The organism is Accumulibacter sp., assembly GCF_029255125.1.
In the GTDB taxonomy this organism is placed as follows: Bacteria; Pseudomonadota; Gammaproteobacteria; order Burkholderiales; family Rhodocyclaceae; genus Accumulibacter.
Genome location: NZ_JAPUVR010000127.1, coordinates 1 through 20,263, shown reverse-complemented (window position 1 = coordinate 20,263; position 20,263 = coordinate 1). Strand labels below are relative to the sequence as shown.

General features: G+C 69.7%; 16 protein-coding genes. All 16 read right to left on the bottom strand.

Annotation, left to right across the window (positions count from 1 at the left end):
- Positions 1-3: 3 nt before the first annotated feature.
- Positions 4-1,854, bottom strand: a complete 1,851-nt coding sequence (locus Q1L59_RS13385) for a hypothetical protein (protein WP_300333017.1) — start codon at positions 1,852-1,854, stop codon at positions 4-6.
- Positions 1,854-3,485 (bottom strand): hypothetical protein, encoded by a 1,632-nt coding sequence (locus Q1L59_RS13380; RefSeq protein ID WP_300333015.1) that lies wholly within the window; start codon positions 3,483-3,485, stop codon positions 1,854-1,856. The genes Q1L59_RS13385 and Q1L59_RS13380 overlap by 1 nt, the downstream gene beginning before the upstream one ends.
- 26 nt (positions 3,486-3,511) lie before the next feature.
- Positions 3,512-6,034: a methyltransferase type 11 gene (locus Q1L59_RS13375; RefSeq protein ID WP_300333013.1), complete on the bottom strand. Its 2,523-nt coding sequence runs from the start codon at positions 6,032-6,034 to the stop codon at positions 3,512-3,514.
- Positions 6,035-6,044: 10 nt separating this feature from the next.
- Complete coding sequence (locus Q1L59_RS13370) at positions 6,045-6,980, bottom strand: hypothetical protein (protein ID WP_300333012.1); 936 nt, start codon at positions 6,978-6,980, stop codon at positions 6,045-6,047.
- Positions 6,977-9,397 carry a phage tail protein gene (locus Q1L59_RS13365; RefSeq protein ID WP_300333011.1) on the bottom strand — a complete coding sequence of 807 codons (2,421 nt, stop codon included), beginning with the start codon at positions 9,395-9,397 and terminating at the stop codon, positions 6,977-6,979. The genes Q1L59_RS13370 and Q1L59_RS13365 overlap by 4 nt, the downstream gene beginning before the upstream one ends.
- 3 nt (positions 9,398-9,400) lie before the next feature.
- A complete protein-coding gene (locus Q1L59_RS13360; protein WP_300333009.1) occupies positions 9,401-11,599 on the bottom strand; it encodes a putative baseplate assembly protein in 2,199 nt (732 codons plus the stop codon).
- A gap of 10 nt (positions 11,600-11,609) precedes the next feature.
- Entirely contained in the window at positions 11,610-12,002 is a 393-nt protein-coding gene (locus Q1L59_RS13355; RefSeq protein WP_300333008.1) for a GPW/gp25 family protein, read from the bottom strand.
- Between the two features lie 2 nt (positions 12,003-12,004).
- The gene (locus tag Q1L59_RS13350; protein ID WP_300333006.1) at positions 12,005-13,648 is read right to left on the bottom strand and encodes a hypothetical protein; all 1,644 of its coding nucleotides are present in this window, start codon (positions 13,646-13,648) and stop codon (positions 12,005-12,007) included.
- Positions 13,642-14,280 carry a phage baseplate assembly protein V gene (locus tag Q1L59_RS13345; protein WP_300333005.1) on the bottom strand — a complete coding sequence of 213 codons (639 nt, stop codon included), beginning with the start codon at positions 14,278-14,280 and terminating at the stop codon, positions 13,642-13,644. The genes Q1L59_RS13350 and Q1L59_RS13345 overlap by 7 nt, the downstream gene beginning before the upstream one ends.
- 9 nt (positions 14,281-14,289) lie before the next feature.
- A complete protein-coding gene (locus tag Q1L59_RS13340) occupies positions 14,290-15,342 on the bottom strand; it encodes a contractile injection system protein, VgrG/Pvc8 family (RefSeq protein ID WP_300333003.1) in 1,053 nt (350 codons plus the stop codon).
- Complete coding sequence (locus Q1L59_RS13335) at positions 15,329-15,484, bottom strand: hypothetical protein (RefSeq protein WP_300333001.1); 156 nt, start codon at positions 15,482-15,484, stop codon at positions 15,329-15,331. Before Q1L59_RS13335 ends, Q1L59_RS13340 begins: the two co-directional genes overlap by 14 nt.
- Before the next feature lie 11 nt (positions 15,485-15,495).
- Complete coding sequence (locus Q1L59_RS13330; RefSeq protein ID WP_300332998.1) at positions 15,496-16,188, bottom strand: hypothetical protein; 693 nt, start codon at positions 16,186-16,188, stop codon at positions 15,496-15,498.
- 1 nt (position 16,189) lies between these two features.
- A complete protein-coding gene (locus tag Q1L59_RS13325) occupies positions 16,190-16,669 on the bottom strand; it encodes a phage tail protein (protein ID WP_300332995.1) in 480 nt (159 codons plus the stop codon).
- Positions 16,662-18,272, bottom strand: a complete 1,611-nt coding sequence (locus Q1L59_RS13320) for a hypothetical protein (protein ID WP_300332993.1) — start codon at positions 18,270-18,272, stop codon at positions 16,662-16,664. The genes Q1L59_RS13325 and Q1L59_RS13320 overlap by 8 nt, the downstream gene beginning before the upstream one ends.
- A gap of 4 nt (positions 18,273-18,276) precedes the next feature.
- Positions 18,277-18,735, bottom strand: coding sequence for a phage tail protein (locus Q1L59_RS13315; RefSeq protein ID WP_300332990.1), 459 nt, complete (start codon positions 18,733-18,735; stop codon positions 18,277-18,279).
- 19 nt (positions 18,736-18,754) lie between these two features.
- Positions 18,755-20,263, bottom strand: a 1,509-nt coding sequence (locus Q1L59_RS13310) for a phage tail sheath subtilisin-like domain-containing protein (RefSeq protein WP_300332988.1), incomplete at its 5' end; no start/stop codon positions are given.

Sequence of the window (20,263 nt, the reverse complement as noted above, 5' to 3'; positions counted from 1 at the left end):
CCCTTACGCCTTGCGGGCGCCGGAAACGCGGAACGAGGTGCTCAGGCTGGCGCTGGCGTCGAGCACCTGGGTGATCGAGGCGAGCGTGCCGTTCGCGTCGTGGTCGTCCACGCGCAGCAGGCCGATCACGCGCTGCCGGTCGTCGACCAGTTGCAGCTCGGCACCGGGGGACGGAACGCGGTTGAGCTCGAGGCGCAGCGCCTCGCCGACGCGGAAGCGCCCGGGCAGCGTGCGCAACTGGCCGTGCAGGAGTTCCTCCGGGTCGTCGCCGACCGCGAGCAGCAGGCAGGCGCGCACGAAGTTGCGCATCGCCGTGCGCGCCGCGCCGCCCGCTTCCGCGTGCAGTTGCCGGAACCACCAGGCGACCAGCTCGGCGAGCGTGCGGATGCCGTTGAAATCGGCTGCTTCGGCCAGCGCGATTCCCGGCCACTGCTCGGGCGTGTCGACCGCCAGGCGATCGGCCTCGGCGGCGCGCGCCCAGGCCAGGCGGAGCGACGGACTGATGCTCCGCAAGCGCGCCAGCAGGCAGCCGGCGGCGGCGTCGAGACGCTGGTGCAACGCACGCGCCGGCTCGCGCAGCAGCGGAACCGGTCCAGCCAGCAGGTCTTCGAGGGCGAGGATCAGGTGCCCCTGCAGTTGCAGCTCGCGCATCGTCGAAGCGGTGAACGGTCGCCCGGCGAGGTCGCCGAGCAGCGCGCGATTCTGCGCGACGATTCCCTGCAAGGCGCCGGCCGGGACAACGGTGGTTTCGGCAAGGCGCAGCGCGACACGCTGGCGGCGCGCGACGACCATTCTTTCCAGCCGCGTGCGGCTGGGCAACAGGTGCGAAAGCTCGTGCAGCATCGCCCAGTCGGCCACCGGAATGTCGAGCACGGCTTGCATGAAGGGTTCCAGCTCCTCGGCCAGCGGCGTCGCGCGGTTGGCGCAGCCGGGTACCAGATCGTCGGCGGAAGCGAAGCGCAGCTCGAGCGGATCGGGCAAGGTCTGGGTAAGCGGCGTTTCGCGCTGCTTGACGTAGAACAGACCGACGTTGCTTTCGATCACCCGGCGCCGCTGGCGGTGCGCTTCTTCGACGTTGCGCCAGTGGTCGACGAGCAGGCGCTGGGCGACCAGGTAATCGTCGAGGCTTTCGCTGCGCGTCCGCTCGAGCACGCCGAGCCGGTTTTGCTCGCCCGGGATGCGCGCCTCGATTTCGGCCAGGTCGGCCTGCGCGTCGGCAAGCGCCTTCTGTTGCCGGCGGCGGACGTTGATCAGCGCCAGGCGCAGCGCCTCGATACTGCGTATGTCGTCGCTGATCACGGCGCCGGCGCCGAACAGCGCCGAGTGCGTGTTGTGCTCGACCTCGACCAGTTCGACGGCGTTCGGTGCTTCCGGCTTCTCGCGCAGCGGAACGCGGAACTTGCTGCCCAGCGTCGGCAGCGCTTTCTTGAGCAGCGTCGTCGGCGCCCCCTTCTCGATCCCGAGCTGGCTCATCAAGGCGAGATACTCGGCCTCCGGCAGGTGCTTCTTCAGGTAGTCCTCGACGCGCTGGAGGAGCGAGCGCGACTTGCTGCCGACGCCCTCGAGCGCGATCCGGCGCAGCGTCTCGATGCCGACGCGCGCATTCAGGAAATGGTCGCGCACCGGGTCGATGTGGCGCATGACGCCGTAGCTGTCGGCCGCTTTCGAGAAGGTCGGCTGGACGAGCGGCTCGACCGCCGCGGCTGCGGCGGGCGTGGGGGCGGTCTGCTTCGCCGTCTCGCCGATCATGCTGTTCATCTGCAACTCGGCGGCCATCGCGGCCGTCTGCAACTGGCTGCCCAGGTTGAGGTTGGTCGCCGACTGGAGCAGCGAGTTGAGCGGTATCTGGGCCATCATTTGCCTCCCGCAGTCGATTGCACGCTGTTCGTCAAATCGGGGGTGAGCGCCCCTGATTGCGCCCAGCGCATCAGCTTGAGACCACTGCCGTCGCCGCTGACGCCACCGGCGAGCGCGCTGAACGACAGGGTCAGCGCGTCGAGTTGCTGGCGCTGCAGGCCGAGGTAGTCGCCGACTTCGTTGAGCAGGGCAAAGCTCTCGGCAAGTTCGCCTTCGAGCGCGCTGATCTGCTCTTGCAGCGCCGCGCGCTGATGCAGCAGGCCGTCGCTGCTCAGATCGGGCGCCGGCGGCACCGCTCGTCCGCGATACGGCGCCTGGACGTGCGACAGCCAGGGTTCGGGCAGCGGAAGGTCGTCGTCGGGCAGCGCGCGGCGGCGTTCGGCGACCAGTTGGTCGCGGTAGGCGTCGGGCGCCAGCGGCGCGGCAACGAGCGCCGGCGCCTGCGCGGCACGCAGTGCGTCGGCGCTCAGCCGACCGAAGAGCTGCTGCCACTGGCTGCGCCAGTCGCTCCAGTCGTGCGCGGCCTGGTTATAGCGCAGGAAGAGCTGGCGTTCGAGTTCCAGATCGCGCGGCGGCAGGTCGAGCAGGTCGTGCCGGAATTCGAGGTCGGGAATCGCCAGGAGCAGGCGAATCCGCTCGTGCCGGGCGTGGATCAGGTCGATCGTGCCGCGCGGCAGCTCTTCGGCGATGATTCCCTGCACCGTGCTCGCGGGGACCGGAATCAGGTCGATCCCCAGGTCGCGCGCGGCAAAAACCAGCCGCGGCGGGTTGCCGGCCGGGTCCTGGACGAGGAACTGCGGCAGCGGCCCGGCCGCCGGCAGATAGGGAATGCCGAGCAATTCGGCGAGATCGGGGCGCTGCGTGCTGCTGCCCTCGAGCAGCGCCTGCACGCGCGGGTTGTCGCGCAACAGCCTCTGCCAGACGGTCGCTGTGTGCGCCAGCAGCGTGCGATACGCCGCATCGTCTTCCGCCAGATAGCGCCCGGCGACGGCGTCGATCCACTCCGGCCGGCGGGCGACGACCTTGACCAGTCCCAGCGGAACGGCACCCGCCGTCGCCTCGAAGGGGCTGCGCGTGAGGAACTCGACGCAGACGCGGTTGGCGATTTCGGCCTGGCGCATCGCCAGCCAGCGCGAGTTGACGCTGACCCGCTGCAGGCCGGGGATGATCACCGTTTCCAGGCGGCGATCGCGCAAGGGATCGACTTCGCGCCGGGTTGCCGGCTGCAGTTCGGTCGCCGAATCGATTTCCTGCACGCTGGCGCGCAGGGTCAGGAAGTAGATTCCGTCGAGCAAGGGCGAGTCGGCGTCGCGCTCGGCCTGTTCGGCGAGCGCCGGCCAGTCGGTTTCCAGCGGGTAGAACAGGCGCACGAGCTGGCCGCCGCCGCCAACCGCCTGGCCAGGCTGAACGCGCAGCCGGGTAGCGCTGCCGCCGCCGCTGATCTGCAGTTGCAGGCCGCCGACGATTCCCGCCGGGAGCAGGCGGACGAGCGGCGCGACGCGGTCGTCGACGTAGGCCTGGAGGAGTTCGAATTCGCGCTCGGAGAGCGCCCGCCCGGGAAACAGGTTGAGCTTGCGCGGATCGTCGCGACCCGCTTCGGGGACCTGCAGGTGAATGATTCGCCTCATGCCCGTTCTCCTCTGTCTGCCGACGTTCAGCCGACGAGCTCGCGCCAACGTTTGACCAGATCGGCCGACAGCCCGAAGTTGCCGCCGATTTCGACGAAGACTTCGGGCACACTGAGCTGGTTGGCCACCAGCATTTTGCCCAACTGGCTGCGCAAGTCGGGAAAGCGCTTCGGAACCTCGCCGATTTCTTCGAGCGAGGCCCAAAGAAGCTCGTCGTGGCGACGTTCGACGAGCAGCAGGATCTCGATGACGGCCAGGCGTACCGCCGTCTGGTCGCCGATCCGATCGTCGAGCTTCTCGGCGGTGAGCGCTTTCGCGCCGCGCAGGCGAGCGATCTCGGGCAAGGAAAATTCGGCGCGCAGATCGACCCGGCGGACGAGTTCGGCCTGCGCGCTGGCCAGGCTCTTGCGCGCCGCCTCGAGGTCGGCTTGCGCCTTGTTGGCCAGCGCCGTCTGCGTGTTGAGCTGCGCCTGCAGTTGATCGATCGTCGCCAGATTCTTCGACAGCGCTTCGTTGGCGCTTTGCGCATCGCGCCGCGCGCTATCCGTGTCGCTCAGCGCCTTGTCGAGCTGCACGCGGGTCGTCACAAGTTGTATGTTGGCCGCATCCAGCTTGGCCTGCAGTTCCCTGATCTCGTTGCGCGCAGCCTGCAGCGCCTCGTCGGAAGCGCCGCCGGCGTTGCCGAGTTCTTCGATCCGTTTGCGCGCGCTGGCCAGTTCGGCGGCTGTTCGTTCGAGCGTCAGACGTGCTTCGGCGAGCAGCGCCTGGCTGCGCCCGGCTTCCTGCGCGAGCGTGCCGCGCTGCTCTTCGCTGGCGGCCAGTGCCTGCGTCAGTTGCTCGATCTGCTGGCGCGTCGCTTCATCCAGGCTGTGGTCGTTGCGCGCTTCGTCGAGCTGCTTGCGCAGCAGCGTCAGTTCGTCCTGCAACTCGCTGATCTTGTCGCTCGATGCGGCGAGCGCGGTGGCCAGGATGGCCGCGTTGCGCTCGCCGGAAATCATCGTCGCCAGCCTGGCCTGCGCCTCGGCGAGATCGTTTTCCAGCACCTGCACGCGGGCCAGCGCGTCACTCAGGCGCGTGTCGCTGCCCAGCGCCAGCGATTCTTCCAACTTGCCGATGCGGGCGCGCAACTCGGCGTTGGTCTGCGTCAGACGGCCGGCGGCGGCTTCTGCCTCGCCGGTGCGTTCGAGCGCGCTGTCGAGCTGTTCTTCGAGCCCTGCCAGGTCGGGCGGCAGCCCCTGTTCCAGCGCGGGCAGCGCGAAGCCGCGCGCCAGGACGACCGCCGAGACGTTCGTTTCGGCGGTGCGCGGCGGGCGGCGGACGAAGAGCACGTCGTTTTCCGGGACGCGCTCCCAGATCTGCTTCCAGACCGCTGCGTCGGTGTCCAGGCGATGCACGCGCGGCGCCGCGAACAGGCGCAGCGCGAGCACGTCGAGGCGCGCAAGCAGACCGGTCTTGCCGGTCGCACCGACGTTCGGGTCGGCTTCGAGCTGGCGCGCGCGCAGCGAGAACGCCTGTTCGTCGAGCGGCACGAGGACCATCAGGTCGATGTCCTGATCGCGTTCGAGGTCGATCGGCGCGAGCAGCGACGAATCGGCAAGCAGGCGCGGCAGGTCGCTGCGCCGCACCGGCGCGATTCCCACGTCGTATTCCTTGGGGAAGAAGGTCTGCGTGCCGGCGACCGGGTCGATCGCTGCCTTGGGCAAGGGGCCGCACGGCGGCAGCAGGCGGAAGTACTGGCTGGCGGCAAAGCCGCCGCGCTGGCCGGCGCTCTGGCGTACGGCGACGACATCTTCGAACAGCTCACGGTAGTGCGCCGCGAGGTCAAGCTGCACCGCCTCGCCGGCGAGCGGCGAACGCAAGGGCCGGCGAACCAGCGCGAGATCGAGCCACTGCGGACGCATCTGCTCGATAGCGAGCAGGCCGAGCGCAATCGCGTCGTCGCTTGGCAAGGCCAGGCGGCCGCTCGCCTGCACCAGCTCGCGCGCCAGCGCGGCGCGTACGGCAAGCCCGTTGCCGCGTGGCAGCGGCACGGGAAGCGCTACGAGGACGAGCTCGACGCCTTCCGAGAAGGCGCTGACGCGCCATTGGCGACGACTCGCGAGGTCGGCTGGATACGCCTCGGCGACGCCGCTGATGACTTCCGCATGCTGCAGGGCGACCGCGTAGAGGCCGCGCTCGAAGCGCCGGTAAGCACCCTGATTGAGCGTCGCGATCAGCGCGCTGTTCTGCAGGTCGGCCTGCAGAGTGCGCCCGCTGAGCTGCAGGACGCGCCCGGACGGGGCAATCGCCAGGCCGGGTCCGACGCGCAGCAGGTGGTCGTCGACCAGGCTGAGTTCCAGCCCTTCGGCGATTCCGCTGCCGAAGGATTGACCGAGTTCGAGCAGGCGCTCGTCGAGGTAGATCTGATCGCGCGTCAGGTCGGAGGCCTTGAGCAACTGGCCGTCGAAGTAGTTCGTGCGCGACAGGCGGGGGTCTATGCTGCCCAGCCGGTTGCCGGTCGGACCGCTGGTGCCGCCGGCAAAGGGCTCGAAGTTGATGGTGATCGCCATGATGATGACCTCAATCGCGGAGCAGACGCGCCAGCGTGCTGGCATTGAACAGGAAAGGCCGGACCAGGTTGTCGATGCTGATCCGGCGCGGATTGACGATCAGGTCGAGCTCGTCGGTAAGCCGCAGCGAGACGCGCGCAAGCAGCGTACGCGCCAGTTCGGCGGCGCTCAGCGTGAACGATTCGCGCGTGCGCAGCGCCTGGTTGTCGTCGCCGAGCGCGTAGAGCAGACGCGCGCCGAGTTCGAGCTGCGCACGCGTGCCGCCGCTCGCGTCGGCCACCCGCTGTTGCTCGCCGGCGGCGAGCCGATCGGAAATTTCGGCGTAGTCGCGCAGTCCGTTGTGCGCGGCAAAGGGGTGGGCGCGCGACGCCAGGTCGGCCGGCCGCTCGGCGACCAGTTCGTAGAGCACGGCGTCCTGCATGCGGCTGGGCCCGACCGGGTCGGTGCCGGCGTTGATCGCCGTCGCCATCACCGGCTGCAGACCGCTCGGGCAGTCCTGGTAGCGCATCGTCACCTTCAGCCAGAGCAGCTTGTCGGTCTCGTCGTAGCCGTCGCGGATGAGCGCTGCCCAGGCGTCCGCGTCGGCATGGACGGTGGTCAGCCAGGCGCGCAGGTCGATGCAGTAGGGTTCGAAGACGCTGACCTGGCGCCCCAGTCCGTCGACGCCGATTCCTGGGCTGACGATCAGGCGGACCCTGACCTGGCTCGTGTCGTTCCCGGGATCGGCGCCGTCCACGCTGACGCGCAGGCCGACCACGGTTCCCGCGCCGTGCAGCCAGTAGGCGTGCCGGTTGTGCCGCCGGCGGTGGTAGTCCTGTTCGGCGCGCGTCGCTTCGATGCCGAGCAGCATTCCCGGTTCGAAACTGACGCGGCGCAGCGCGTCGTCGAAATGGCCATCCGCGGCAAGGCTGGAATCGGTGACGGCGTTTTCGTCGGCCTGGCTCATGCCCAGTCTCCTCGAGGGTCGATCGGCGCCATCGGTCGCGCGTTTTCGGGCGACAAGGCTACCGTGTTTTGCAGCAGATCACCCCGGCCAAGCCGGCTTTCGTCCAGGCGGACGCGCGCCGGCGGCGGCTGGGTTTCAAGATAGGTATCGATGCGCAACAGCGGCGACAGGCCGAGAACGAAGGGATGTTCGCTCGCCACGACGTTCCATTGCACGATCGCCGGCACGAGTTCGGGCAGCACTTCCTCGACCACCGTCTGCAGAGCCCGCGCCGGACCGTGCAGGACGACCGTCATGCGGCGCGCGTACTCGTCGAAAAAGTGCTCGACCTGCTCGCGTTCGTTGCCTTCGGGCGCCAGCCCGGGGGCGAACAGCGCCAGCACTTCGGTCGCCTGGTCGGCAGAGAGAATCAGCGTTTCGCCGACGATGCTGTTGCCCGACTGCCCGGTACCCAAGGTCAGCGGGTGACGCGCGTCGTCGAAGGAAACGCCGAGCACGGTGGCCAGCGTCCGGCGCAGACGGAAAAGCTCGACCGGAACGACCTGGCCGCGGCCGACAGCGCCGTCGGTGATCAGGTCGAGCGCCTGGCAGAGGCCGGCGAAGCTGCCCTTGTGCGCCTGCAGGCGGCCGAGCGCCGACAGCCAGCGGCGCTGGCGCTCCTCGGACCAGTGTGGGCGTAGCCGCGTGCCGAGCATTTCGGCCAGGCGGGGCAGCCACGCGCGCGGCGCAGCGTGCGGGTAGAGCAGCGTCTCGGCAGCGGCGATGCGATCTTCGAGCGGGGTCAGGACGCCGTAGAAGCAGGCGAGCAGGCGTTCGCGCAGGTCAGCGCCGTTGGCCGGCACCGCTTCAGCCGGCAGACGGGCAGACGGCGCTTCCTGCTGCTGGAAGTGATCGGGCAGATAGTGCGTCTGCCACGAGAAGCGCGGGTAGGCGACGCGCAACGCGTAGATCGCCGGGCTGTGCCGGCCGTCGCCGCTCAGCCGCAGGACAAGCCGCAGGTAGCGCCCGCGCACTTCGCGGACGGCGCCGTTCGGCCGCTGCAGGAGGACTTCGAAGAGACCCGAGCGACCGGCAAGCGGCGCCGCTCGACCGGTCGCGAAGGGCAGTTCGCTCGCCAGCGGCGACCACAGCGGCGCGGGTTGTGCCTCGTAGAGATCGTCTGCGTCGTCGGCCAGCGCGTCCCAGTCGTCCGCCGCGCGCGCGCCGACGTCTATCGTGCAGCCGGGCGGAATGCTTGCTTCCAGATAGACGCGGTCCCAGAGCACGCCCGGCGTGCCCGAATCGAGCGCCGGGTGTTCGCCGAGCAGCGCCCGGCCGCTCGGCCGGTAACGCGCCTGCGCCAGCCGGTAGAGGCGATGCACGCCGTCGTCGGCGAGCTGGCGGACGAGATTGTCGCGCTGCCGAACGAAGCGCACGCCGGCCTCGCTGCGCCGCGGCCAGCGCTCCGGCAAGAGGCGGGCAGTCGGCGTGGCGAGCGAGACGACCGGGCAGTCGCGCCGCAGCGTGCGCGCCGCGCCGTTTTCCAGCGGCGGCAGGAGAATGACTCGCTGCCCGCCGAGCGCGGCAAGATCGACCGCCAGCGGCAGTTCTTCGGGCAAGGCATGCTGGGAAAAGGCGGCCGTCGCGCTGGGCGCCAGCGGGCGCGCAAAGACGACTTGCCGCGGCGCTGCGTCGTTGCCCTCGACGGCGAGCGCCAGGATGAAAAGCGACTCGTCGTCGGCGGCAAGCGCCAGCACGCCACGCTGGCCGGGCAGCGTCTGCTGCCAGACGCAGCGCAGCGGGTCGGGCTCGACGACGAGCGGCTCGAAACGATCGGCGCGCGGCGTGTAGGGCTGCAAGAGCGGCGCTCCGGTACACAGCATCAGATCGGTTGCGGCGAGCAGCCAGACCTGATCGGCCGCGTCGACCCAGGCGCGCACGGCGCCGATCGGCGTCGGACAGCGCGCCTGCCAGCGGTGGCGCAGATGGACGGCAAGCACGCCATGCACGCTGCCGCCGTCGGTGAACGGCGCGGCGAGCAGGCCGCTGCCGCCCAGGTGGAGATCGGTGAAGGTGCAACCGGGCGGGGCATCGACCGCATCGAGCGTGGCACCGGCGAGGTCACCTGCCGCCGGGTCACCCGGCACGCGTGCCGCGCGCACGACGTCCCAGACGGTCGTCGGCCAACCGAGGGCAAACTCGACGCGCCGGCGGTCGGCCGACAGGCGGGCGATCTGCCCGTGGTCGTCGAGCACGTACGGCGTCGCCCCGCGCCAGAGCGCCAGCGCCTCGTCGACCGGCAGGCGCGGCAGGCGCGGCTCGCCGGCGGGAGCGAGGGTCAGCGCGCCGGCCTCGGCGTCCCAGACGCACTGCCGGCTGCGCTGGTGGAAATCAGCCGCGCCGGCGAGCAGCAGGAAGCGGGTGCCGTTGCTATCCATGACTCAGCAGACGTCGGGAATGACCGGCACCGGCACGGCGCGGCCGGTCGGCGAACTGCCGGTGCTGCCGCTGGCCGCACCCGGCAGGACGAGGCTGCCCGGGGCGAAAGCGCGCGGCGGTGCCGGCTGGCCCTCGCCGGCTTGCAAGGCAACCGCCATCAGCTCGGGCAATTGGTAATCGGTGAGCGGCAGCGCCTGCCGGTCGCTGAGTTCGAGCCAGGCGAGCGTCGTCAGATCCTGGTAGAACAGGCGCAAGCCATTGACCGCTTCGACGCCGTCGACGCGCCCGGCCTGCGTGCGCAACTCGTTGATCTCGACGCTTCTCCCGCGCGGCCAGCCGGCGCCGCGTAAACCATGCGGTGGCAAGGGCCAGAGGTAGGCGACGAGCGCCTGTTCGACGGCGCGAAAGACCTGTTGCTCGCTGCTCGGGTCGATGACTTCGAGCGAGACGGCGAGCGAAATCGGCTGGTACTGCGGGCTGAGCACGTACAGCTCGCTGCCCAGCAGCGTGCGCGCGCTCAAGTACTCGAAGACCTCGCGCAGCGTTCCGGCGGTCGGCCGCGGTGCACCGCCGAGCGCCGGTTCGCCCGGCGGCAGGACGAAGACGCTGACCACGCCGGGCAGATTGCGCCGCACCGAGGCGAGATTGGCACCGGGGAAGAAGCCGGCCACCGCGTCGGCGCGCGCCAGCGGGCGCAGCGGGTTGTCGCGCGCCAGCAGGGCGAAATCCTCGGCGGTCACGGCGCGCTCGCGGTGTGCCAGGAAGGCCGGGATGCGGCGCTCGGCCTCGTCTATCGTTTCGCCGTTGACGCCGCCACGCGTCGGCCACTCGTGCCGCACCTTCAGCCGATGGCCGTCGATCGCGCGGATGCTGCCGGCCGGCAGGTTGCCCGCGCTGCCGCCACCGAAGCGGTACCAGGCGGCGCGGATGCGCGCACCGACCGGCGGCCGGCGGCCGCGCACACCGTCGCCGAAACGCACGCTGCCGGTCTCGCCGTCGACCGTATAGACCGAACTCTCGGGCCCCTGACCGGCGAGGTGATCGACCTGCTGCCAGGCGACGAAACGCCCGCCCTCCTCGACCTCGACGCGCACCTCGCGGTGGTCGACGCCGGCATCGGGCAGGGGCAAGACCTGCTCGGGGCGGCCGTTACCGGCGCCCAGCATGCGGTCGCGCGCGACGCCCTGGCCAAGGACTTCGACACCATTGACGCCGAGCGTGGCGAACTCGAGCGGGTCGCCATCGCGACTGGAGAGGCGCAACCAGAAGAGCATCTGGCCGGCAACGAGATCGGCCGGCGGCTCGGGAGGCGTTTCGCCGAGACCGGCGTACTGCGGGTCGACCGCCTCGCTGATGCGCAGGAAATCGGCGCTGCGCGGCAGGCGCAGGCGAACCACGCCGGTCTGCCGGCCGCCGCGTGAGGTATCGACGACGTTTTCCAGCGGCAGCCAGGTGACCTCGCCCGGTTTTTCGTCGGGCGCCGGCCACCAGGCGAGGTCCCAGGCGAGGCGGCGTGGCGAGACGCTGGCCGCCAGTTCGCCGTCGATCTCGTCGTTCGGCGCCAGCGCGAGGTTGAGGATCGTTCCGGCGATCTGCCGGCGGACGCGTTCGGCGTGCCCGACGAGCGCCCGCGGCAGCGCGCAGGCGAGGTAGAGCGCACCGTCGAGGCTGCCCACGGTGGTCAGCCGGTCGCGCCCGGGGAGCAGGCTGAGCGGCCGGAAAGCGGCCGGCTCGACGCCGTACTGTTCGCGCAACTGGTTGAGCGAGATGCCCTCGGCGGCGAGCGCCGCAGCGTCCAGCGCGTGCTTGACGAGCAGGCGCAGTTCGAGCGGCAGCGGCTGCACTTCGCCGACCGTGGTAAAACTCAGGCGACCCGCCTGCAGCGGCGTTTCGGCATGCACCAGCGGCGGCAGCACCGAGCCGGCGAGCGGATCGAGACAGACGACGCCGCGCGCCGGGCGCGCCGGGCGCAGCGGAATCTGGAGCAGATTGAGAAAGGCCAGGCGCTGCCGCTCGGGGATGCGATTGGCCCGGTAGATGATGGTTTCGGTCAGCCAGGCGAAAAGGTCGACCAGCGCGTACGCGGGGTCGCCCGGCGCCAGTTGCGTCAGGTCGGGAACGTGCCTTTGCAGGCGTTGCTGCAGTTCGGCGACGAGGTCGTCGAAGCGGCGGTCGTCCAGGTCGGGAATCGGCAGGGGCATGATCGTCGTCCTATGGGCCGAGTTCGATGGCCAGATCGAAAGTGTCCCGGCTGGCGTCCTGGCGCAGCCGGTAGCGGATCGACAGATTGATGTGCGACAGACGTTGCGGGTCGGCAACGACGCGCACTTCCTCGACGCTGACGCGCGGTTCCCAGCGCGCCAGCGCGCGCTGCGCCGCGTCGGCGATCAGCGCGCGGGTCGTCTCGTTGTTCGGATGGTGGATGAAGTCGCGGATTCCGGCGCCGAATTCGGGGCGCATCAGACGCTCGCCGGGACGCGTCAGCAGAATGTTGAGCATCACTTCGCGGATGCTCTTGTTGCCGTCCTGCCAGGGCAGACGACCGGCGGCATCGACCCCGTCGAAGAGCGGGAAACTGACGATCGGCGGCTGCGGGGCGGCCATTCTCACTCCTTGAGCAGCTTCCCGCACAGCCGCGGCAAGGCCAGGATGGCCCACGGCAGCCAGCCGAGAAACAGGTTGAGCAGGTTGATCAGGATCATCAGGATGATCATCGCGCAGATCGTGACGACCGGAATGCTCAGGCTGATCATCCAGCACAGGCCGCAGCGATTGCCCGGCCCCCCCTCGGCGGGCGGCATTTCGGGTGAAATCTTGAGCAGTTTGTCGGCCAGCGACTTCGGAGCGAGCAGCGCGACGCCGCGCGCCGCGCCGCGCTTGAGGTCGTCCAGGCGGGGCAGAATGATCGCTTGCGGCCGCTGAAAGTCGGGGTCGAGCGGCGACGAAACGCGAAAAGGCAGGCTGGGCGCGCCCCAGGCGATGCGCTCGCAGCCGCACTCGTCGTGCCAGCGAACGAAAGGAACGACGTGAAAGATGTCGTCTTCGCCCTGCGCGAAGCGCGGCACGGCCAGACCGTCTTCGTTGCGTGCCATGGCGCGCCGGCCGCGCGCGGTGATCAGTTGACGCAGCAACGCGGCCTGTTCCTCGCTCAGGTAGAGGTCGATGACGATCGGCGTGGTGAACGGGATTCCGCCTGAGGTTGCCTGGAAAGGCAAGGGGCTGGTCGCCGGCGAAGCGCGGCCGGCGGCGATCGCCGCGTGCCAGTCGAGGATCGCGGCCTCGCTGCCGGTCAGCCAGGTGAGCAGGTCGTGGCCGCGCTCGTTCCAGTTCGGCTCGCCGTAGCGGTCGTAAGGCTGCGGCGGGTGCGCCAGCGGCGCGCCGTAGAAGCTGATCTGGCTGAGCAGCGTGCGCAGCGCTTCGTTGTCCGGATTGCCGGCGTCGGTGACGCGATAACGCAGGAGAACGCCGATCAGCTCGTGGAATGCGTGCCGGGCGTAGCCGTACAGCACCGGGCGGCTGTCTTCACGCCGCCAGGCGCGCGCGTCGCGCGTGCCGAATGGCCAGGTCAGTTCCTGCGCCAGCTCGGCTTCGGTCGTCGCCGGAATCGGCACTTCGCCACGCACGCGGTAGCTGCCGCCGAGCGGCAGATATCCCCAGAGCAGCGTCCGACTGCGCGTGCGCGTCTCGCTTTCCCGGCTGTGCGTGAGCAGCGCGTGCATCGGGTAGGTCTCTTCGCCGCTGTACGGCGGTTCGGGAAAACGCGGCTGGAGCAGGCCGCGCTGCAGGTAACGCCGGTATTCGTCGGGCTCGGCCTCGGCCAGGTCGCTGCCGGCGGTCTGCCAGCCGTTCGCTTCGCCTTCGTGCAGCCGCCAGCGTTCGGCCTGCGCCCCGGGCAGGCCGCGGCGAACGACCAGTCCGGCCGAACGCACGCGCGCCGGGTCGTACGCCGGCTGGCCGAAAGTGTCGCACGACACTTCGCAGCAGGCGATGTAGAAAGCGCGGTGCATCGGCAGGCGCAGCAAGGGGTAGTCCTTGAAGCGCCCGACGCGGTCGCTCTGATACCAGCCCTGCTCGCGCGTGGCCTGCAGTCGGCCGCTTTGCGCTTCCTGCACGAAGCGCTGCACGAACTGGTCGTCGAGATAGCGGTGCAGCGTCGTTCCCTCGCCCTCGCCGGCAAACCACGGCGCGTGCGGTTTCGCCGCGTGCCCGGCGCGCGCCGGCGCTGGTCGGAGCTTCGTCGCGCTTACCATAGGTTGCCCGCTCCCGGTGTGTAGCTGCTCGAAACGACCGCGTTGCTGATCAGCGTGTCGCACTGGACGACGCCGGAGAACTTGCTCATCCCGGCATCGACCTTGACCATGCTCGCCGAGACATCGACGTTGGCCGCCTGCACGGTCACCTTGGCCGAGGTGCTGATGGTGATTCCGGCGGCGGCCATTTCGATCTTTTCGCCGCCCTTTTCGATGGTGACCGTACCCGCGCCCTGGTCGGTGATCGTCAGGTGATAGCCGGCCGGCGTTTCGATACGCACGCGTGGCGCCTGATCGTCGAGCAGGAACTTCAGGCCGCCCGGCGTCTGGATCAGGTAGCGCTCGTCGACCGGCGCGGCGTCGCTCGCCTGGCTGCTGGCGCCTGCCCACACGGCGCCGATGACCAGCGGCAGGTCGGGGCTGACGAAGGCGACGACGACCTGTTCGTCGATACGCGGCAGCAGGCTGACGCCGTAGCCGGAACCGGCGCTGGCGACGATCACTGCCGCCCAGGTTTCCAGGCCGGTTGCCGCCAGGCGCACGCGCAGGCGGCCCCGCGAATCGGGGTCGGCGTTGTCGAGCACCGTCGCCAGGTGGAGTTCATGCAGCGCGCCGAGCGTGTGCGAGTTCATCGTTCGTCCTCAGACGGTCCAGTCCGGACGCTGCACGCGCAGGTGTGTGCGCAGTCCGTTCTCGCCGTCGAAGCGGTGCCGGCAGTCGACGACGCGGTAGCGCCCGGCCAGGCGCGGCGATACGTCAGCCAGTTCGACCTCGCGCCCGCTGCGTAGCTCGGGCGTGTCGCGGCAGACGATCTCGCCGTACAGGAAGCGCCGGGCGGCGCGCTGGAAAAGCTTGCGCGCCAGCGCATCGGCTTCGCTCTGGCTGCGCGCGGCGGGATGGGGGAGCGTCGACTCGCTCGTCCAGCCGAGGTTGCCGAGAGCCGCGGCGGCGCTTTGTCCGGCGGGCGCCGGGGTGAGGGCGCTGCTGCTGGCGTCGACCTCGGCCGCGCTGGCCAGGTCGTAACCGCTGACGGCAACGCTCGTCGGCTGCCGGTTGAGGTCGGCGACGATGCGGATGCGTTCGGCCTTGTCGCCCGGGCGCAGGCTGACCGGATGTGCGTCGGCTTCTTCGTCGCGTGCGCGCAGGCGGCCGTCGTGCAGGCGCAGGCCAATGTCGAGCGGCGCCAGTTGGCGGAGCAGGAAAGCCAGGTCGCTCTCGTTGTTCTGCAGCCAGGTGGCGGTGGCCGAAGACGCCTGTACGTCGGCCGACAGCCCGGCGTCGGCGGCAATCGTGCGAATGACATCGTCCAGACTCTGGTTTTCGTAGGCGCGATTGCCGCGCCGGCGAGCCAGCTTGTGCAGCGCGTCCTCGGCGAGCAGCACGAGCTGCGGCGCGCCGTCGCCGTAATGCTCTTCGATCGCCGTGATCTCGCCAGTGAAGGCGGCCGTCGTTGCCGCTTCGCCGAGCAGGACGTCGAGGCGCTGGCCAAGCCGGATGTCCTGGAAGACGAAGTCCGGCTGACCACCGGCGCCGCTCCAGTTGAGCAGACGCAGTTCGGCGCTGGCCATGCCGCTGCGCGGCAGGCGCAGTTCGAGCGCGAGCGCCGCTTCTCCGAGGTTGGCGCGGTCCTGACCGTCGACGCGCAGACGCGGACGGGCGCTGAGCAGCGCTGCGCTGGGGCTAGTCGACGGCAAGGCGTTCCTCCCGTTCGCGCGCCAGGGCGAGCAGTTCGAGCGTTGCCGCCGCGCCGGCGCTTGCCGCCGGCTGCACCTCGCCGCCGCCATCGGTGGTTTCGGGGGTGATTTCGGCGGTCAGTTCTTCGATCACGACGGGCATCGCTCGCCTCCTCAGCCAAACAGACTACGCGGTACGAGAACCCCGCCGTCGGGCGTGAAGCGCGGGTTCTCGAGCTGGTTGAGATCGGCCACGCTGCGCCACTGGCGCGGGTTGCCGCCGGCCGCCTGCGTCGCCTGCGCCGCGCTCTGTCCACCGCCGCCGGCGGCGAAGCTCGGCTGCTGGCGCGCCGCCGCCTGTACGCTCTCGTCCAGGTCGAACTGGTAGCGATCCTCCTTGAAGGTGAGCGCCAGCGTGGCGCGCAGCGGAATTCCCTCGGGCGCGAAGAAGTCGAGCGTCTCGCCATACGAAGCGAGCATTCCGGTGAACATGAAGCTGCCCCACTGGAAGCGGCAGCGCTGCGGCGCGCGCGGGCGCGCCGAATCAGGGTCGAGCGGCTTCATGAACGCCTCGGCGATCTTCCCGGTGAGTTTGCGCACGTCCGAGTTGGCGGGCGCGCCGGGTTGCTCGCAGGTGGTGTCGAAAACGAGTTCGACGGCCAGGCTGGACTCGCTCTTGTCGACGTACTGCGCGGCCGGACGGCGACCGCCGCTGCCGCCGACGCTGTTCGCGTGCAGCGTGTTGGCCAGCGTCAGACGCAAAGTCGCCGGGTTGAACTGGACGGCGATGTGCTTCGTTTCGTCGCTTTCGACCTGGTCGCCGTTCATCGGAATCAGGCGGGCGTGGGCAATCTGTGGGCCGGCCATGTCAGCTTCTCCGTTCGAGCACGAAGCCTTCGTGCACCAGATGCAGTTCTTCGATTGCCACCTGCGTCGCCGTCGCCGAGAGGTCGGGCCCCTTGAATCTGGTCGGCAGGACCTGGTACAGCCACCACTTGAAGTCAGGCGTTTCGTCGAAAGCGCGCGAGGGGTGGAAGACCTCGATCAGCCCGGTGTAGCGCACGCCGTAGTTGGCTTGCCGGGTGAGCGCGTCGAACCAGGTCCACAGGTCGCCGACCTCGGTGAAGCCGCGCTTGAGGATGACCGGCGCGAAGCTGGTTGGCCCGGAAAGCTGCACGTCGCCCCAGTTGCGGCCGCCTTCCTTGAGCGTCTTGACGGTCGTCGTCGCTTCCAGGCCGGTCACTTCGCTGAACGATCCGCGACAGACGAGCTGGCTGCCGGCTTCGTCGGCGTAGAAGGCGACGCGGAAGCGGAAGGGGATGAATTCGCTGGCGACCGAATCAGCCATCGACGGCCTCCAGCAGGCTGCGCACGCTCGCCGTGTGGCGATCCTGCAGGAAAGTGATGCGGATCAGGTCGAGCGGGTAGGCGGGGGCGATTTCCAGGTCGAAAATCAGCGTGCTCTCGCCGTCGCTGCGTTGCGCCAGGCGGTAGGCGTCTTCCGGGCGCGCGCCGCGCAAGGCCCCCAGGGCGTGCAGGCGGTTGAAGAAGGCGCGCAGCGCGAGTTCCGGGCGCGCATCGTGGCGATCGGCGGAAAAGACCAGGCGCTCGCCCAGGCTGCGCAGCTCGCGCTGCAGCCAGCCGATGAAGCGCATGACTTCGGCCGAGCGCCAGTGCTCGCGCCGGCGCTCGGCGCTGTTCATCCGGCGCAGCGCAACGAGCGGCAGACAGGGCATGCACAGGCGTTCGTCATCGACGTAGTTCCCTCCATTACGGCGCAGGAGAACGGTGACGCCGGGCGACTCGCGCAGGCGCGTCGCTTCGTTCTGACTGAGCACCGGCCAGGGCAGCGAACGCCCGGGCAGCCGGCGTTCGCCGATCGAACGCCAGGCGCCATGCTGCTGTGCGACAAGCGCCTGCATGCCGGCGATCAGGCCGCTCGGCGAGGCGAGCGGGCGGCCGGGCGCGCGCAGATAGGGGTAAAGCAGTTGCAGGTGGCGCAGCGCGCCGGCCGACTCGCTGCCGGCCAGCCCGTCGTCGATCGGGCGCGCGACCAGCTCGCCGACGTAGGCGAGGAATTCCGGCGCCGGTACCGGCAGTTCGCCGGCCGGCGGCAGCGCGAGCGGCACGCCGAGCAGGCAGAGCATGTCCGGGCGCAGACGGGCAAGCGTGCGCGCCAGCGGCGCGACGATGGCGGCCGCCGGCAACGGCTGGGACGGCTGGGCAAGCACCATTTCGTCGGCGTTGCGGCGCTCGCGGTGTTCGTCGTCGAAGTCGACACCACAGGGCAGGAAGCCCGGCAACGGATTGTCCAGACGCAGGCGCGGCACGTCGGGCAGGTTTGCCGGTACCTGCAGACGTTCCAGGTCGGGCAGGGCAAGCAGCCCGGCACGGCGCGGCAGGAGGGCGCGCTCGAAGGCGCCCAGGCGCTCCGGCTCGCTCAGGTCGGCGGCGCCGGCGGGCAGGAAAGCGGCCGCCCCTTCGTCCTCGGGAACGCGGATGACCCAGAGCTTGAGCTGCTCGCGGCCGAGCGAGGTGCTCGCTTCGAAGAAGTCCTGCAGCGCGATCGGCAGCCAGGCGCGGTCGCCGGCGAGAACGCTGACGTAGTCGGTCGGCGTGTCGAAAGCGAAGGGGAACAGGACGCGGAACTGGCTGAGCGAAACGACCGGCAGCGGCAGGCGGTAGAGGGCACGCAGCGCGTCGTCGCCAGGCTCGGCGGCGCCGGCCGGGTTGGCGAGCATTTCCTGCAGGCGGCGCGCGGCGCGGTGGAAGCCGAGTTCGGCAAGCTCGCCGAGCACCGCCGGATCGTCGGCGACGCGCTGCCATTGGGCGCCGCGCGCCGGGTCGGCGGGCGGGCCGGGACAGTGGCCGAGCATGACGACCTCGAGCACCGGCGGCGCGGGTGGCGCCGGCCGGGCGTCGAGCTCGATGCGGCGATCGGCGAGGAGCACGCGCTTACTCCTGTTCCAGCGTCTCCACCGAGAGGACGAGTTCCTCGATCGCCACGTCGCCGCCGCCTTTCGCGGTCAGCGTCGGACCCGTCCACTTGATCGGCATCGCGCCGCGCAGTTTCCAACTGACCACCGTATCGGCACGGTCTTCCGAGAGCAGCTTGATCACGATGTTGCGCTTGGCCTCGCGCAAACGGCCGCTGCGGCTCGCTTCCAGCCACTCGTAGAGGTTCTGCGCGCCGATCACGCCGCGCTTGAGCGTCACGTCGCCGGCCTTGTGGATGCCGGGAACCTTCTGCACGTAATTGACGGCGTGATTGCCGGCACGGTATTCGGCGACGGTGACCTCCGCATTGAGGCCGGATACCTCGGAAAAACCGGCCAGCACTTCGGTGCCCTGGCCGGGTTCGAGGTCGACCAGAAAGTTGAAGGCGGAATAGGGGGTTTCACGGAACAGGGCCATGGCTCAGGTCTCCAGGGAATCAGGCGTCGGCCGTTTTCTGGCCGATGCGGAAAATCACGAACTCGGCGGGGCGCAGCGGCGCGACGCCGACGACGCAGACCAGACGGCCGTTGTCGAGGTCGTTCTGGGTCATCGTCGAGCGATCGCAGCGGACGAAATAAGCGTCCTTCGGTGCCCCACCGAGCAGCCGGCCGTTTTTCCATTCGTTGAACAGGAAATCGGCGACCGTGCTGCGAATGTTCGCCCACAGCGCTTCGCCGTTCGGCTCGAAGACTGCCCACTGGGTCGATTTCTCGATCGAGCGTTCGAGATAAAGGAAATAGCGCCGAACGTTCAGATACTTCCATTCCGGGTCGCTGGACAGCGTCCGCCCACCCCAGACGCGGTGCCCACGCCCGGCGAAGGAACGCAGGCAGTTGATGCCGTTCGGGTTGAGGAGTTCCTGCTGGAACTGATTGATGTTCTGCTCGAAGCGCAGCGCGCCGAGGACGACTTCGTTCGCCGGTGCCTTGTGTACGCCGCGATCGACGTCGGTACGCGCGTAGACGCCGGCCATGAAGCCGGCGGGCGGAACGGTGATTTCGCGCCGCTGGCCGGTCGGGTCGCTGATCACCACCCAGGGATGATAGAGCGCCAGACGGCTGTCGTCGAAATCGTTGCGGAAGCTGCGCACCTCGCCCAGACTCATTCCCTCGCGGCTGTCGACGATGCCGACGCGATAGCGCATGCGTCGGCAGTGCTTGAGCATTTCCATCAGCACGGCGCTGTGCGTGTCGGCGTGCGCGGCTGCCGCCGGCAGCATGACGATCGACACGTCTTCGACCGCTTCGAGCGCGGCGAGCCCGGTGCTGCCCTTGATTTCGTCGGTTTCACCGGCGTAATCGATCGCCGCCGGGACGCCGCCGTCGCTGCCACCAGCCAGCGTGATCAGGTAGCGCGGGTCCTGCAGGCTGTTGGCGCCAGGCGAGAGCGCCGCACCGTCGAACAGCGAGTAGAGCGCGGCGAGCACCTGGGCGCCGGTGATGCCGGCCTTCAGCGTGCACGCGATCGGCGAAATCAGCGCTTCCTGTTTGCGCTGCGGCGTCTGCGGCAGGACGCTGGGCAGGCTGCGCGCGCCGTCGGGCGAAGTACTCAGGTTGCCATAAACGTAGATCACCTCGCCTTGCGCGCCGCCGTTACGCACTTCGAGGTCGAAGTTGCGCAGCGCGACGATCGCCGACGCGGCGTCGGGGACGCTCGCCAGCGCGGCCAGTGGCAAGCTCAGATCGGCCGCGACGCCCGGGTTGAGGTGCGCGTCGGCCTTGATCGTCAGTACTTCGCCGGCGGCGTCGAGCGTGCCGCGCAGGACGAGCAGGTTGCCCCAGTGGTCGCCTTTCGTGAAGGCCGACAGATCGGCCGGTTTTTTCAGCGTGAGGACCGCTGCGGTGCCGTTGCTCAGGCCGCCGGAGGTCGGCTGGCGGGCGTAGAAGCGCGTCAGCCGGGCGCCGGCCGGCAGCTTGCTGGGGTCGAGCACGGTGATCTGGTTGGC

What these genes read in the sequence shown, in the direction of transcription:
- Q1L59_RS13375 (WP_300333013.1), bottom strand. Translation starts at nt 6,034, where the DNA reads ATGGCGATCACCATCAACTTCGAGCCCTTTGCCGGCGGCACCAGCGGT.
- Q1L59_RS13370 (WP_300333012.1), bottom strand. Translation starts at nt 6,980, where the DNA reads ATGAGCCAGGCCGACGAAAACGCCGTCACCGATTCCAGCCTTGCCGCG.
- Q1L59_RS13385 (WP_300333017.1), bottom strand. Translation starts at nt 1,854, where the DNA reads ATGGCCCAGATACCGCTCAACTCGCTGCTCCAGTCGGCGACCAACCTC.
- Q1L59_RS13380 (WP_300333015.1), bottom strand. Translation starts at nt 3,485, where the DNA reads ATGAGGCGAATCATTCACCTGCAGGTCCCCGAAGCGGGTCGCGACGAT.
- Q1L59_RS13365 (WP_300333011.1), bottom strand. Translation starts at nt 9,397, where the DNA reads ATGGATAGCAACGGCACCCGCTTCCTGCTGCTCGCCGGCGCGGCTGAT.
- Q1L59_RS13330 (WP_300332998.1), bottom strand. Translation starts at nt 16,188, where the DNA reads ATGGCCGGCCCACAGATTGCCCACGCCCGCCTGATTCCGATGAACGGC.
- Q1L59_RS13355 (WP_300333008.1), bottom strand. Translation starts at nt 12,002, where the DNA reads ATGGCCGCCCCGCAGCCGCCGATCGTCAGTTTCCCGCTCTTCGACGGG.
- Q1L59_RS13360 (WP_300333009.1), bottom strand. Translation starts at nt 11,599, where the DNA reads ATGCCCCTGCCGATTCCCGACCTGGACGACCGCCGCTTCGACGACCTC.
- Q1L59_RS13335 (WP_300333001.1), bottom strand. Translation starts at nt 15,484, where the DNA reads ATGCCCGTCGTGATCGAAGAACTGACCGCCGAAATCACCCCCGAAACC.
- Q1L59_RS13315 (WP_300332990.1), bottom strand. Translation starts at nt 18,735, where the DNA reads ATGGCCCTGTTCCGTGAAACCCCCTATTCCGCCTTCAACTTTCTGGTC.
- Q1L59_RS13325 (WP_300332995.1), bottom strand. Translation starts at nt 16,669, where the DNA reads ATGGCTGATTCGGTCGCCAGCGAATTCATCCCCTTCCGCTTCCGCGTC.
- Q1L59_RS13350 (WP_300333006.1), bottom strand. Translation starts at nt 13,648, where the DNA reads ATGGTAAGCGCGACGAAGCTCCGACCAGCGCCGGCGCGCGCCGGGCAC.
- Q1L59_RS13345 (WP_300333005.1), bottom strand. Translation starts at nt 14,280, where the DNA reads ATGAACTCGCACACGCTCGGCGCGCTGCATGAACTCCACCTGGCGACG.